This window comes from Dechloromonas sp. ARDL1 (assembly GCF_051122455.1).
Lineage (GTDB): Bacteria > Pseudomonadota > Gammaproteobacteria > Burkholderiales > Rhodocyclaceae > Azonexus.
Map to the genome: position 1 here is coordinate 833,855 of NZ_CP168939.1, position 13,403 is coordinate 847,257.

10 protein-coding genes are annotated in these 13,403 nt (G+C 62.1%); 8 read left to right on the forward strand and 2 right to left on the reverse strand.

Annotated features, from left to right (window positions below):
• The first annotated feature begins 17 nt into the window (after positions 1-17).
• The 5 genes from AB6Q56_RS04100 (at position 18) to AB6Q56_RS04120 (ending at position 5,152) form a co-directional block, all read left to right on the forward strand.
• Positions 18-1,118 (forward strand): DcaP family trimeric outer membrane transporter, encoded by a 1,101-nt coding sequence (locus AB6Q56_RS04100; RefSeq protein ID WP_434515867.1) that lies wholly within the window; start codon positions 18-20, stop codon positions 1,116-1,118.
• 73 nt (positions 1,119-1,191) lie between these two features.
• Entirely contained in the window at positions 1,192-1,803 is a 612-nt protein-coding gene (locus tag AB6Q56_RS04105) for a MarC family protein (protein WP_434515868.1), read from the forward strand.
• A 5-nt stretch (positions 1,804-1,808) separates the two neighbouring features.
• On the forward strand, positions 1,809-2,708 hold the full coding sequence (locus tag AB6Q56_RS04110) for a DMT family transporter (protein ID WP_434515869.1): 900 nt from the start codon (positions 1,809-1,811) through the stop codon (positions 2,706-2,708).
• A 126-nt stretch (positions 2,709-2,834) separates the two neighbouring features.
• Positions 2,835-4,148 carry a DUF898 family protein gene (locus AB6Q56_RS04115; protein ID WP_434515870.1) on the forward strand — a complete coding sequence of 438 codons (1,314 nt, stop codon included), beginning with the start codon at positions 2,835-2,837 and terminating at the stop codon, positions 4,146-4,148.
• Positions 4,145-5,152 carry a M48 family metallopeptidase gene (locus AB6Q56_RS04120; protein WP_434515871.1) on the forward strand — a complete coding sequence of 336 codons (1,008 nt, stop codon included), beginning with the start codon at positions 4,145-4,147 and terminating at the stop codon, positions 5,150-5,152. The genes AB6Q56_RS04115 and AB6Q56_RS04120 overlap by 4 nt, the downstream gene beginning before the upstream one ends.
• A gap of 149 nt (positions 5,153-5,301) precedes the next feature.
• Here the strand turns inward: AB6Q56_RS04120 and AB6Q56_RS04125 are convergent, their stop codons facing one another.
• Both AB6Q56_RS04125 and AB6Q56_RS04130 read right to left on the reverse strand, forming a co-directional pair.
• Positions 5,302-6,516, reverse strand: a complete 1,215-nt coding sequence (locus tag AB6Q56_RS04125; protein ID WP_434515872.1) for a hypothetical protein — start codon at positions 6,514-6,516, stop codon at positions 5,302-5,304.
• 306 nt (positions 6,517-6,822) lie between these two features.
• Complete coding sequence (locus tag AB6Q56_RS04130; RefSeq protein WP_150427810.1) at positions 6,823-7,257, reverse strand: Lrp/AsnC family transcriptional regulator; 435 nt, start codon at positions 7,255-7,257, stop codon at positions 6,823-6,825.
• A 136-nt stretch (positions 7,258-7,393) separates the two neighbouring features.
• Between AB6Q56_RS04130 and AB6Q56_RS04135 the strand changes: the two genes are divergently transcribed.
• From AB6Q56_RS04135 to putA, 3 genes are all read left to right on the forward strand, one after another.
• Positions 7,394-8,461, forward strand: a complete 1,068-nt coding sequence (locus tag AB6Q56_RS04135) for an ornithine cyclodeaminase (RefSeq protein ID WP_434515873.1) — start codon at positions 7,394-7,396, stop codon at positions 8,459-8,461.
• 18 nt (positions 8,462-8,479) lie between these two features.
• Positions 8,480-9,406: an arginase gene (rocF, locus tag AB6Q56_RS04140; protein ID WP_434515874.1), complete on the forward strand. Its 927-nt coding sequence runs from the start codon at positions 8,480-8,482 to the stop codon at positions 9,404-9,406.
• A 64-nt stretch (positions 9,407-9,470) separates the two neighbouring features.
• Complete coding sequence (putA, locus tag AB6Q56_RS04145) at positions 9,471-13,145, forward strand: bifunctional proline dehydrogenase/L-glutamate gamma-semialdehyde dehydrogenase PutA (RefSeq protein ID WP_434515875.1); 3,675 nt, start codon at positions 9,471-9,473, stop codon at positions 13,143-13,145.
• Positions 13,146-13,403: the final 258 nt, after the last annotated feature.

A 13,403-nucleotide genomic window follows, 5' to 3' on the forward strand; every position in this document is an offset into this window, starting at 1 on the left:
ACGATTACTCGACCTTCATGCCCTACATGCCGCTTAACGGCTCACGTGCCTCCGAGCGCAAAGGGCAGACCTACCTGCATGCCCGCACCTCGCGCATCGGCATCGAAGGCGCGACGCCCAGCCCCTTCGGCATGATCATGGCCAAGGTCGAAGGCGACTTCAACAACGATCCACGCACCGGCAACTCGGCGGTTTACGGTTCGCTGAACAACATCTACACCCAGCAGGCGACCAACAGCTATGGCTTCCGTCTGCGCCATGCCTATGTGCAGACCCCGAACTGGCTGTTCGGCCAGACCTGGTCGACCTTCATGGACATCGACAATACGCCGGAAACCATCGACTTCAACGGCCCGATCGGCTCCACCTTCATTCGTCAGCCGCAGATTCGCTACACCTACGTGACGCCGCAGTATGGCAACTTTGCCGTGGCGCTGGAAAACTCGGTCAGCTATGTGCTTGACCCGACCGGCAGCGCCTCGGCAGCTGGTTTCTCCAAGGTTCCGGATCTGGTGTTGCGCTGGGACAAACCGTTCACCTGGGGTTCCTTGAGTCTGCGCGGGATCAGCCACGAGCATCGCGTCAACGGTACGCTTTGCCTTGTTTCCAACTGCGACTCGACGATTCCGGGCGAAACCGCCAATGTCAATGGCAGCAAGCGTGGTTATGGCCTCGCGGCCAGCGGCCAGATCAAGACCTGGGGAGATGATTTCATAAGCTGGATTGTCACCGGCGGTGAAGGTATCGGCCGCTACTTCAACTACATCGAAGGTGCGGGCTACAACGCCACCACCAACAGCATCGAGATGGAAAAGGCGATGGGCGTGGTTCTTGGCTATCAGCGCAAATTCAGCGACTCCTTCCGCATGAACTTTGTCTATGGGCATCAGCGTAACTTCGATAGCGCTTATACCGACTGGGCTCGTGCCAACGGCCTCGATTCCGGGCGCTACGGTGTCAACCGTAATGTCAGCCAGTTCCACATCGGCGGTATCTGGAACCCGGTCAAGGTCATGGATATCGGTCTCGAGTACATCTATGGCCGTCGCGAAACCCTGGCCGGCGAGCATGGCAACATGTCCCGCATCAATTTCCTGGCCCGCTACAACTTCAACTAAGGCGGCCTGACCGAAACGGCTCCGGGCTTGTGCACGGTGCCGTGTTTCCCCGGTCGATGGCCTGACGCTACCGATGCAAGAACTGCTGTCGACCGTATTCCTGTTGCTGCTGTTGCTCGATCCGCTCGGCAACATCCCGCTGCTGCTCTCGCTGCTGCGCGGCTTCTCGCCGTCGGACCGGCAGCGCATCGTTCTGCGCGAGTCGGCCATTGCTGGCGGCGTGCTCCTGATTTTCGTTTTCGTCGGCGACTGGCTGCTTGCAGCCATGCGCCTTTCCGAGCAGGCACTGGAAATCTCCGGCGGCCTGATCCTGTTCATGATTGCCTTGCGCATGGTCTTCCCCGTCGGTTCCAGCGACGAGGCTGCCGGCGATGTGGATGGCGACCCGCTGATTGTGCCGCTCGCCATACCGATGATCGCCGGCCCGTCGGCGCTGGCGACCGTTCTGCTCAACGCGCGCCAGACCGATCACCCGACATCGCTGGTCTTGGCGATTGTCATCGCTGTTATCATCAACACCCTGATCCTGTTGTCGGCCGGGCGTCTCGCCCGGCTTTTCGGGAAAGCGGGCCTGGCCGCCATGGAGCGCCTGATGGGCCTGATCCTGACCACGATTGCCGTCCAAATGCTGATTTCCGGCGTCCGGGTCGCTTTTTCCCTGCCGTCTCAACCGATGATTCCCTGAAACACATGAGCCGTTCCGTCGCCAATTCCCTGATGCTCCTTGTTGCCCTGATCTGGGGGACAACCTTCGTCGCCCAGCAACTGGGGATGGCGCATGTCGGCCCCTTGACCTATACCGGTGTGCGTTTCCTGCTCGGCGCCCTGTTCGTGCTCCCATTGGCCCTTCGTGAGTACGGCCGTCTTCAGGCGCGCGGCGTTCGGCTCGAGCGTTCCGACTGGTTCGCCTGGTGCGGCTTGGGTGTATTGCTGTTCCTGGGCGCCGTTTTCCAGCAGATCGGCATCATGGGGACCACGGTCTCCAATGCGGGTTTCCTGACCGCGCTCTACGTTCCCATGGTGCCCATTCTTGCCTGGCTGATCGATCGCCAGGCGCCGCATCCCGCTGTCTGGCCGGCAACCATTGGTAGCTTTATCGGGACGTTCATGCTTTCGGGCGGACGATTCGACGCCTTGACCGTCGGCGATTACTGGGTGATCGCCAGTACCTTGTTCTGGGCCGCCCACGTTTTCTGGGTCGGTCGGGTTGCCGCGCACCGGGGCGCGCCGATCATGGTGGCCGTAACGCAGTTCGTGGTCAGCGGCGTGTTGTCGATGCTGGTTGCGCTGACCATCGAAGACATTGAGTTGTCAGGCTTGGTCGAGGCCATGCCGGCCATACTCTACGGTGGGTTGCTGTCGGTCGGTGTCGCCTTCACGGTGCAGGTGATCGCGCAGCGCCATACGCCGGCGACGGATGCCGCCATTCTGCTCAGTTCGGAAATCCTGTTCGCCGCCCTGGCGGGAGCCCTCTACCTGGGCGAGCGCCTTACCCCGTTGCAGCTTGCGGGTGGAGGCATCATTTTTGTCTGTATCCTGGGCGTGCAACTGGCCCCGATGCTTTTTCGCAAGTCGGCCAAGGCGGCTTGACGACCGATCGTCGGCTGTCTGGCCGAAAGCCTTCCCCTGTGGTGTGATTGATCGGTTGGCGTTGAATCATTTGTCATCAATTCTGTGACAAATGTATAGAATGTCGCACAAGCACGATTGATGATCATGACAGGGGGAAGCATGCAGGCGCTCGCGGCAAATTACTACGAACTGCTCGGGATAGGGCAGAAGGCGACACTGGATGAAATCAAGGCGGCCTACGCCAGGCAACTGGCAGAGTTTCGCGACATGCTGGCCCGCCGCGAACCGCCTCCGGTGGAGTCCCTTGATGCATTGCGCGAAGCCTTCAAGACGTTGAGCGATCCTCAAGCACGGGTTGCCTACGATGCCGAATTGGATGACATGCCGCCGCTGTCAGCGTTGCCAACCGAGCCGCCCGTGGCGGTGCCGCACACCGGTGGAGGAGGCGAGGAGCGGTTCGAGTTTCTCGGCGAGGGGGGGGAGTATTTTAGGATCTGGATCGTCAACATCTTCCTGACCATCGTCACCCTCGGCATTTATTCGGCTTGGGCCAAGGTGCGCCGGGAACAGTATTTTCATCGCAACCTGATGCTCGACGGCTCGGGTTTCGACTATCACGGCAAGCCAGCGGCCATCCTCAAGGGGCGTCTCGTCGCGCTGCTGCTGGTCGGCGGCCTTTCGGCGGCCCAGCATTTCAGTCCGCTGGCCTACGGCGTAGCGCTTCTGTGCCTGGTGCCGGTAGTGCCTTGGCTGGCAGTCAAGGCCTTTCGTTTCAGGGCCTTCAACACCAGCTATCGGGGGCTGCGTTTCTCCTTTCATGGCACCTACGGCCAGGCATTCAAAGTGTTCGTCGGTTACGGGTTTCTGGCCATGGTGACGCTTTGGCTGGCTTTCCCGGTTTTTTACCGGCAGTTGCGAAAGTTCATCCTCGACAACACGCATTTCGGCAATACCGCATTCAATTGCTCGGTGACGACGGGGGCCATCTACCGGATATTCCTGTTTCCCGGCTTCATTATCCTGGCGCTGTTCGCGGCCATCATCCTGATTGCCGTCATGAGTGCCGGCGGGGGAACCGCGGGGCTGGCCGCCGCCGGCTTCGTCTTCCTGCTCATTCCGTTGCTGCTGATCCTGCCGCAGGTGGTGCTCGTCCCGTATATTGCCGCCCGCAGCAACAATGCCGTCTGGAGCGCAACCACCCTCGGCCCCCACCGTTTTGGCAGCAACATCCCGGTCGGCGGCTTCATTGGCCTGACCGTGGTGAACTGGCTGTGCATCCTGTGCACCCTGGGCTTGTTCATCCCCTGGGCGAAGGTCAGAGTTGCCCGCTACCGGGCTGAGTACCTGACCCTGGCGGTCGATGGCAGCCTCGACGATTTCGTCGCCGGCGAGGCGGCGGCGGCAACGGCCGTGGGCGACGAAGCTGCCGAAATGTTTGATCTGGATATCGGTTTGTGAAAGGTATTGCCGCCATCTACTACGATGGGCGAACGCCGCGCCGGCAGCCGGCCGAGCTGTTCGCCATCGGCGATGAACTTGTCGCCCGTGGCGCTTTCGGTGAGTTGCGAGCCCGGCGGGACCGGGTCGACATTTCCGAACCCATGGGGCGCGCACCGCGCGTGTTGCGTTTCGACGACGGCGGCAGTTTCGAAGTGGCCGATCTCGAGGCCTTCAGTCTTTGGCTCGTGGCGGCCGGCTTCAGGGATTCGGCGGTGGTGTGCGTGCAGAAGCGCTGGTCGTGGTCACTGGGTTCGTTGCTGGGGGCGGTATTGCTGGTCGCGGCAATCTATTTCTGGGGGCTGCCAGCCTTCGGCAAAATGATGGCGCCGAGGATTCCCGATACGGTTCTCCAGGGCTTGTCGAAACACACGCTGAGTTTCCTCGACGAAAAGCTGTTGGCGCCGTCACGCCTGAGCGAAGCGAGACGCACCGAACTGACCGAGTATGCCGGCCGGATTCTGGGGCAAGGGGGTAATCTGCCGCCCCATCGCTTGCACTTCCGTTCATCGACACTGGGGCCCAATGCCTTCGCGTTGCCGAGCGGTGATGTCGTAGTTTTCGATCAACTGGTCGAACTGGCAAACAGCAACGACGAGGTGACGGGCGTCATCGCCCACGAACTGGGGCATGTGGCGTACCGTCACGGGTTGCGCCAGTTGATTCAGTCGTCGGTGGTTTCCTTCGTGGTCGGCATCTATTTCGGCGACGTGTCGTCGATGGCTGCAAGCTTCGGTGCTCTTGCGCTTGAGTCGCGCTATTCACGCGAATTTGAGTACGAAGCCGATGCCTACGCTGCCCGCAGCATGCTGGCCGCCGGCTTGGGAACCGAGCCGCTGGCCGCGATGCTGGAAAGCATGGAAAAAGCGCATGCGGAGAAGCGCGGGAAGTCCTCCGGTGGCGATATGCTTTCCTCGCATCCCGACACCACCGAGCGCATTGCCCGCCTGAGGGCCCTGCGCTAGCGTTATCTGCGGCATACCGACTGCTGCCCTTGCCGCAATAAAGACGAAGCGATCAAGTTGGCTGGCAAATCCCTTTCGCCAGCCAACTTGGCTATTGCTGCAATGAAGCCGTCGCTGGCATGGAGCGACGAACTAATTTGAATCCGCTATTAAAAGCAGACAAAGAAACAAAGGATTTGCGACTTGTCGAGCGCAACATCCAGGACGTCCCCGTCGTTCTGGATTGTTACCTGCTTCTGGAAGGTCGTCGGTTGCTTGATGAGATAAGACCAATTGACCACGTGATCCTGTGTGCCGATATGCCTGTTCCCGGCAAATACATGCGTTTGGCCGACTACCTCTGGAACGCTGATCGTTTCGTTGTAGCTGAAACTCGCGATCAACATATATTCACCAGCGGGCAGGCGACTGAAGGAAAAGCCACCTTCGTCGTCGAGAATCTTCGTACTCATGATGTGCTTGGCAATGTTTTCCGGAATATGATCCGGGGCTTTTTTGGTTGCCTTGACCTCTTCGTACCACGCTTTGAATTCCTTGCTCATCCAGATCAGGGCGACCGCTTCACTTCCCTTCGGCGGATACTGTTTGCTTGCCAGGAATCCACCCTTGTAATAGGCGCTGCCGCGGATGGTGGATTTCCCGAGCGGGCGGATTTCGGCAAGCGCCGTGTCCATATCCTGTCCACCCGGCTTACGTCCGGCTATGCAATCGAGCATTGCCACACGCGCTTTATCCAGCCCGTCGTAGTCCAGATCGACGATTGTTTCAGGAATGACTTCGCGCTGTATCGTCAAGCGGAGCTTTTCTTCGCTATCCCGCATCGATTGCAATAATTTCCGGATGTCGCCGGTGGCGATCATCAGGTTATTGGTCTTCGCGTCGGCTTGTTTGGGCAAGATGACGCCTTTCAGGCTCGACTCCGGCAATCCCTTCAGGCGCAAGCCCAGTTGAACTTCCTTGGGCGATCGCGTCGTCGGAATATCCGGACCGGAGAACAAGAGAGTCGAGTAAGCCGCTTTGGCGGTGGGGCCAAATATCGCCAGGCTGGCCACATTGCGTTTGCCCGGAATGAAACGGATGCCGCAATTCAGACCGGGCGTGGATTCGTCATAGCGCAAGGCCCAAGCGCCGAGTTCGCTACGCGTAATGATTTTCCCCTCGGATTGTTGTGCGTATGCCGAAGTCCAGGGCGCCGTCACCAGGCCAATGAACAGGGCGGTAAGCGCGCCAGAGGCGATGGTTCTTGCCTTCGAAGCGAATCGGCCGGTCAAACGACGAGGCAGCGGGTAGGCATGACTCGTCGTGTATGGGGGCTTGGAATCTTTGGTGCCGGGGATGGCTGACTTGGTTTTGCATGCGATCATTTTTTATCCAGTTCATGGCTGGCTGCTGAAACGCTGTTCTGCAAAGGCGGCAGGCAGCACTCAAACGCTTTGTCGTGCAGAATGCGAGGGAGTTTTTTTCCTCTTCGCGCGGATTTCCAGATGTTGTCTCGTCATGCGGCACCGGGGGGGCGACTGTCCCCGGTGTGCGCATGTGTGTCGGATTGTAGCCCGTCACGAGCGGATCGATCCATTTGCGCCTGGCATAATGTTGCGCGGGTGTTTACGCTGCTGCCGGGAGATCGCATACTCGCCGCTGCGCGGCGGCGATGGCTGTGCCTTGCGCCGCTAAGCGCCGCTGCCGCTGCGGTAGGTCGCCAGATGGATACTGGTTTCGGTGGCCTGGATGCTGCGGATCAGGCGGATGCGCTCCAATACGTCGGAGAGTTCGGTTAGGTTCTCGGCGCGCAGTTCGGCGAGCAGATCCCAGCGGCCGTTGGTGTCGTGCAGCGAGGCGACACCGGGTTCGCCGAGCAGGCTGGCGATGACCGAGCGGGTCTCGTTGCCGGCGACGACGATGCTCATCCAGGCGCGGATTTCATTGGGTTGCGAGTCGGGGCGCAACTGTACGGTATAGCCGACGATAACGCCCTCGTTTTCGAGCCGCGCGATCCGGTTGGTGACAGTGCCGCGCGATACCTTGAGCTTGTGGGCCAGGGTGGCCACGCTGGTGCGGGCGTTGTTGCGCAACAGGGCGATGAGTTGTTGGTCCAGATTGTCCATTTTGCCGATTTGCCAAAAATAGGTATCGATATGTTCAGCTAATTGCCGAAATAGTGCAATAGTTGCTATTTTGGTTGGCTTGCTTTTCGGAGATGATGTTTCCATCGAGACATAACAACGACCGAGGAGCCACACCATGTCCGCCAACCACCGTATCCAGACCCGTTTCCTGAGCGCCGAGAGCGCCGCCCGCATGATCCAGCGCAAGGGGCTTGCCGTTTGCCTTGAGGGCATGGCCGATTACATCGTCGACGACTTCCTGCGCTGGCAGGATTTCGAGAAGACCCCGCGCGTTGCCAATCATTCGCACGATGGCGTGATCGAACTGATGCCGATCTCCGATCACAGCCTGTATTCCTTCAAGTACGTGAACGGTCACCCGAAGAATTTCCGTTTCGGCATGTCGACCGTCATGGCTTTCGGTGTGCTGGCCGATGTCGGAACCGGGGCGCCGACGCTGGTCAGCGAACTGACCCTGACTACCGCCTTGCGCACTGCCGCCATGTCGGCTGTTGCTGCCCGTGCGCTGGCCAGCCCGAACAGCCGCCGCATGGCCCTGATCGGCAACGGTGCGCAGAGTGAATTCCAGGCTCTGGCCTTTCACCGACTCCTCGGCATCGAGGAATTCCATCTCTACGACACCGATCCCGCCGCCACCGACAAGCTGCTCGCCAACCTGGCCGCCCTGGGCTTGAAGGCCCGTCGTTTTGACAGCACCCGCGATGCCGTGCGCGGCTGCGATATCGTGACCACGGTCACCGCCGACAAGACCAATGCCACTATCCTGACCCCGGACATGATCGAGCCGGGCATGCATATCAACGGTGTCGGCGGCGATTGCCCGGGCAAGACCGAACTGCATCGCGGCGTGCTCGACATGGGCAAGGTCTTCGTCGAGTACGAGCCGCAGACCCGTATCGAGGGCGACATCCAGCAGATGCCGGCCGAATTCGCCGTGGTCGAGCTGTGGAAGGTGCTGGCCGGTCAGGCCGCCGGTCGTTCTGCAGACAGCGATGTGACGGTGTTCGACTCGGTCGGTTTCGCGCTTGAGGATTATTCCGCATTGCGTTTTATGCGCGATTTGGCTATTGAATTGGGTGTCGAGGACGAGATCTCGCTGATTCCCGCCTTGCCGGACCCGAAGAACCTGTTCGGCTTCATCCCGGCGGCGGACGAGGTTCGCGTTCTCTCCCGTGCAGCCTGATTTGCTTTGGAGACAGCAATGAGCATGCGACCGGTCAGCATCATCGGTGCCCCGACGGATATTGGCGCCAGCGTCATCGGCGCCCGCATGGGGCCGGAAGCCCTGCGCGTGGCGGGCATTGTCGAGGCGGTGGCCCGCTACGGTTGCCTGGTGCGCGATTGCGGCGACGTGGTAGGGCCGCTTAATCCACAGCAGGGGCCGGTGGATGGCTTTCGTCACCTGCATGAGGTGGCCGAATGGAACCGCAAGCTGCACGAGGCAGTTTATCGCGAACTCAGCGAAGAGCGCCTGCCGCTGATGATCGGCGGCGATCATTGTCTGGCCATCGGCTCGATCAGCGCGGTTGCCCGGCATTGCCGCGAGCATGGTGAGAAGCTGCGCATCCTGTGGCTCGATGCCCACGCCGATTTCAACACCTCGGCCATCACGCCGAGCGGCAATATCCACGGTATGCCAGTGGCCTGCCTGTGCGGCCATGGGCCGGCGGAACTGACCGGGATCGGTGGCCACGTGCCGGCGATCAGCCCGGCCGATATCCGCCAGATCGGCATCCGCAGCGTGGACGAGGGCGAGAAGCGCTTCCTGCGCGAGCAGGGCGTCGAGGTCTTCGACATGCGCTACATCGACGAAGTCGGCATGCGCCACACGCTGGAACTGGCGCTCGCCGGCCTCGACGACAATACCCACCTGCATGTCAGCTTCGACGTCGATTTTCTCGACCCGGAAATCGCGCCTGGCGTCGGCACCACGGTACGCGGCGGCCCGACCTATCGCGAAGCGCAGTTGTGCATGGAAATGATCGCCGACACCGGCCGCCTCGGTTCGCTCGACATCGTCGAACTCAACCCGGCGCTCGATAACCGGAACATGACGGCCGAACTGGCGGTCGATCTGGTGGAAAGCCTGTTTGGCAAGAGTACCTTGTTGCGTCTGTATCAATCCTGAGTCCGGGGCGGTGCGCCGGGGACCGGCGCAAGCCGCTCTGCTCCCTGTTGTGAAAGTGCCCACCATGAATGCCCCGAATCAAACGCATCTTCGTTTTGCCGAGCGCCGCGCCGAGATGGCGGCTCATTGCCGTGCCGACGAGCCCGGCTGCATTGCCGCGCTGACTGCCGAATACCGGGCCCGGCCGCTCGATGAAGCGGCCATCGCCCGGCGGGCCGGCGAACTGGTCGCGGCCGTGCGCGCCCAGCGCAAGACGGCGAGTGGCGTCGACCACTTGATGCACGAGTTTTCGCTGTCCAGCCAGGAAGGCATCGCGCTGATGTGCCTGGCCGAGGCGCTGCTGCGCATCCCGGACGCCGAGACGATGAACCTGCTGATCCGCGACAAGATCAGCAAGGGTGACTGGCGCGCCCACCTCGGGCAGAGCGGGTCGCTGTTCGTCAATGCCGCGACCTGGGGCCTGATGATTACCGGCAATCTGGTGTCTACGCACCGCGAGGCGACGCTGGGCAATGCCTTGTCACGCCTTATCGGGCGTGGCGGCGAGCCGCTGATCCGGCGCGGCGTCGAATTCGCGATGACCCTGCTCGGCCAGCAGTTCGTCATGGGCGAAACCATCGAGAATGCGCTGGAGCGCAGCCGTGCCAACGTCGAGCGCGGTTTTACCCATTCCTTCGACATGCTCGGCGAAGCGGCGCTGACGGCGACCGACGCCGAGCGCTATTACGCTGCTTACGAGGCGGCGATCCACGCCATCGGCAAGTCGAACGGCCAGGGGGTGGTCAATGGCGACGGCATTTCGGTCAAGCTGTCGGCGCTCCACCCGCGCTACGTCCGCGCCCAGCATCAGCGGGTGATGGCTGAACTCTACCCGCGCCTGTTTGCCTTGGCTGCGCTGGCCCGCGATTACGAAATCGGCTTCAACATCGATGCCGAAGAGGCGGACCGCCTGTCGATCTCGCTCGAACTGGTCGAGCGCCTGGCTTTCGAACCGCAACTGCAGGGCTGGGAAGGGCTGGGCGTGGTGGTCCAGGCCTACCAGAAGCGGGCGCCGCTGGTCATCGCGCATCTTGCCGATATCGCTCGCCTGGCCGGGCGGCGCATGATGGTCCGCCTGGTCAAGGGGGCCTACTGGGACAGCGAGGTCAAGCGTGCCCAGGTCGACGGGCAGGCCGGCTACCCGGTGTTCACACGCAAGGCGCACACCGACCTTTCCTATCTGGTGTGTGCTGGCCGTCTTCTCGACGCCGCCGATGTCATCTACCCGCAGTTCGCCACCCACAACGCCCACACCCTGGCTTGCGTCGAACGCATGGCCGCCGACCGTGGCGTTGCCGATTACGAATTCCAGTGCCTGCACGGCATGGGCGAAGCGCTTTACGGCAACGTCGTCGGCAAGGATGGCGACGGCTTGCGCTGCCGTATATACGCACCGGTCGGGCGTCACGAGACGCTGCTGCCTTACCTTGTCCGTCGTCTGTTGGAAAACGGCGCCAACAGCTCCTTCGTCAATCGCATCGTCGATGAAGCGGTCGGTATCGACGAGCTGACGGCCTCGCCGCTGCTCGTGGTCGAGCAGTGGCAAGGGCAGCCGCACCCGGCGATACCCTTGCCGGCCGACCTGTATGGCGCGACGCGGCGCAATTCGTCCGGCCTCGATCTTGCCGACGACCCGGAAATCGATCGCCTGGGCGCCGAACTCGCCGCCTTGCGCGAGCGCCGCTGGGAGGCCCGGCCCCTGCTGGCGCATGGCGAAGGCGAGGGCTGCCAATGCGAGGCCGTTTTCAATCCGGCGGATCGAGACGACGTGGTCGGTCGGGTCCATGAGGCCAGCACGGCCGAGGTCGACATGGCGCTTGCCTCGGCCAGCGCCTTCGTCGGGCACTGGTCGGCCGTTCCGGTCGGCGAACGTGCCCGGCTGTTGCGCGCCTGTGCCGACAAGCTGGAAGAGGCCCGGAGCGAGCTTATCAGCCTGTGCGTGCGCGAGGCCGGCAAGACCTGGAGCAACGCCGTCGCCGAGATTCGCGAAGCCGTCGATTTCTGCCGCTATTACGCCGCCCAGATCGAATCGTTGCAGCCGGCGCTTGCCGAACCCGGTGTCGTGGTCTGCATCAGCCCGTGGAACTTCCCGCTCGCCATCTTCACCGGTGAAGTCGTTGCCGCGTTGGCGGCCGGTTCGCCGGTACTCGCCAAGCCGGCCGAGCAGACGCCGCTGATTGCTGCATTGGCCGTGCGCCTGATGCACGAAGCCGGGATACCCACGGCAGCGCTGCAGTTGCTGCCGGGGCGCGGCGAGACGGTCGGCGCCCGGCTGACTGCCGACGTGCGCGTACGCGGCGTGATCTTTACCGGATCGACCGAAGTGGCGCAGATCATCAACCGCAGTCTGGCCCAGCGTCCGGCTGAGGCGCCGGATGCCTTCCTGATCGCCGAAACGGGCGGCCAGAACGCGATGATCGTTGATTCGTCGGCGCAGGCCGAGCAGGTCGTGCAGGACGTGATCGCCTCGGCTTTCGACAGCGCCGGACAGCGCTGCTCGGCATTGCGCGTGCTGTGCGTGCAGGAAGAGATCGCCGATCGCCTGATCGATATGCTGCGCGCCGCCATGGGCGAGCTGCGCATGGGTAACCCGGCCGATCTGGCGACGGATGTCGGCCCGGTTATCGACGAGGCGGCGCGCAGTGTGCTGGAAGGGCATATCGCCGCCATGCGCCAGGCCGGACATCGTGTCCACCAGATTTCCGTGCCGCTGTCCTGCGCCCGTGGCTGCTTCGTGCCGCCGACGCTGATCGAGATCGATCGCCTCGATCAACTGAGGCGCGAGGTGTTCGGGCCGGTCGTCCATGTGCTGCGCTTTGCCGCCCGCGACATGCTGGCCGTGGTCGACGCCATCAATGCCACCGGTTACGGCCTGACCTTCGGCATGCACAGCCGGATCGACGAGAGCATCGAGGCGGTGACCGGCCGTGTGCGCGCCGGCAACCGCTACGTCAATCGCAACATGGTCGGCGCCGTCGTCGGTGTGCAACCGTTTGGCGGCGAGGGGATGTCGGGCACCGGACCCAAGGCCGGAGGTCCGCTCTATCTGCCGCGTCTGCTGGGTGCGGTCAATCCCGCGCCGGCCGTCCTGGGGCTCGATCGTCTGGCGACTGGCAAGGGCTTGCCGGCGTTGGAGAGCTTCATCACCTGGGCTGGCGAGGCCGGAGAGGCGGATTTGCAGTCGCTGTGCCGCGAATATGCCGTGCTGACGCCGTGGGGTTGCGAGGCCGATCTACCTGGGCCGACCGGCGAGAGCAACCGGCTCGACTTTTCGCCGCGTGGCGAGGTGTTTTGCCTGGCCGACAGCGAGGCCGGCCTGCTGCGCCAGATCGCTGCCGTGCTGGCGACGGGCAATGCCCCGGTGCTGCTGAGCGCTGCGGATACGACGCCCGGCCTATATCGCTACGATGCGGTTGCCAAGGCCGTGCTGAGCCGCTTGCCGGAGGCCTTGAGTGCGGGCTGGCGCAGCGCGGTATTCGCCGAGGCTTGCCTGGCCGGCGGTGTGCTGCACGAGGGTGATGCCAAGGTCAGACGCAGCCTGCAGCAACGGCTGGCGGCCAGCGATGGCCCCCTGGTTCCCTTGGTCACGCCCCGGGAGAAAGGACGATACCCCTTGTTCCGCCTGCTTTGCGAGCATGTTCAGACAGTCAATACTACCGCAGCGGGCGGTAACGCGTCGCTGATGGCTCAGGCGTTGTAATCGCTGGAGGCAGCGGGGATAGCGCGGTTTATCCCCGTTTGCTCTGGGTAAGCCTGTGGATAAACACTGAGGTGTTTTTCCAACTTGTTGATCTGAATAGCGTTTGCTTGCGCTGCCTGATTTTTAGGCAGTCCGGGGTGGTACTGAATAAATGTTGTTTATCCCCGTTTCGGTCGGGTAAGTCTGTGGATAAGCTCGGGACAGAGTAGCCAAGTCGCTGAACTGGAAAGAAAATCGAGGCTTGCCTAAAAAATAGGC

What these genes read in the sequence shown, in the direction of transcription:
- AB6Q56_RS04100 (WP_434515867.1), top strand. Translation starts at nt 18, where the DNA reads ATGCCCTACATGCCGCTTAACGGCTCACGTGCCTCCGAGCGCAAAGGG.
- AB6Q56_RS04105 (WP_434515868.1), top strand. Translation starts at nt 1,192, where the DNA reads ATGCAAGAACTGCTGTCGACCGTATTCCTGTTGCTGCTGTTGCTCGAT.
- AB6Q56_RS04110 (WP_434515869.1), top strand. Translation starts at nt 1,809, where the DNA reads ATGAGCCGTTCCGTCGCCAATTCCCTGATGCTCCTTGTTGCCCTGATC.
- AB6Q56_RS04115 (WP_434515870.1), top strand. Translation starts at nt 2,835, where the DNA reads ATGACAGGGGGAAGCATGCAGGCGCTCGCGGCAAATTACTACGAACTG.
- AB6Q56_RS04125 (WP_434515872.1), bottom strand. Translation starts at nt 6,516, where the DNA reads ATGATCGCATGCAAAACCAAGTCAGCCATCCCCGGCACCAAAGATTCC.
- AB6Q56_RS04130 (WP_150427810.1), bottom strand. Translation starts at nt 7,257, where the DNA reads ATGGACAATCTGGACCAACAACTCATCGCCCTGTTGCGCAACAACGCC.
- AB6Q56_RS04135 (WP_434515873.1), top strand. Translation starts at nt 7,394, where the DNA reads ATGTCCGCCAACCACCGTATCCAGACCCGTTTCCTGAGCGCCGAGAGC.
- rocF (WP_434515874.1), top strand. Translation starts at nt 8,480, where the DNA reads ATGAGCATGCGACCGGTCAGCATCATCGGTGCCCCGACGGATATTGGC.
- putA (WP_434515875.1), top strand. Translation starts at nt 9,471, where the DNA reads ATGAATGCCCCGAATCAAACGCATCTTCGTTTTGCCGAGCGCCGCGCC.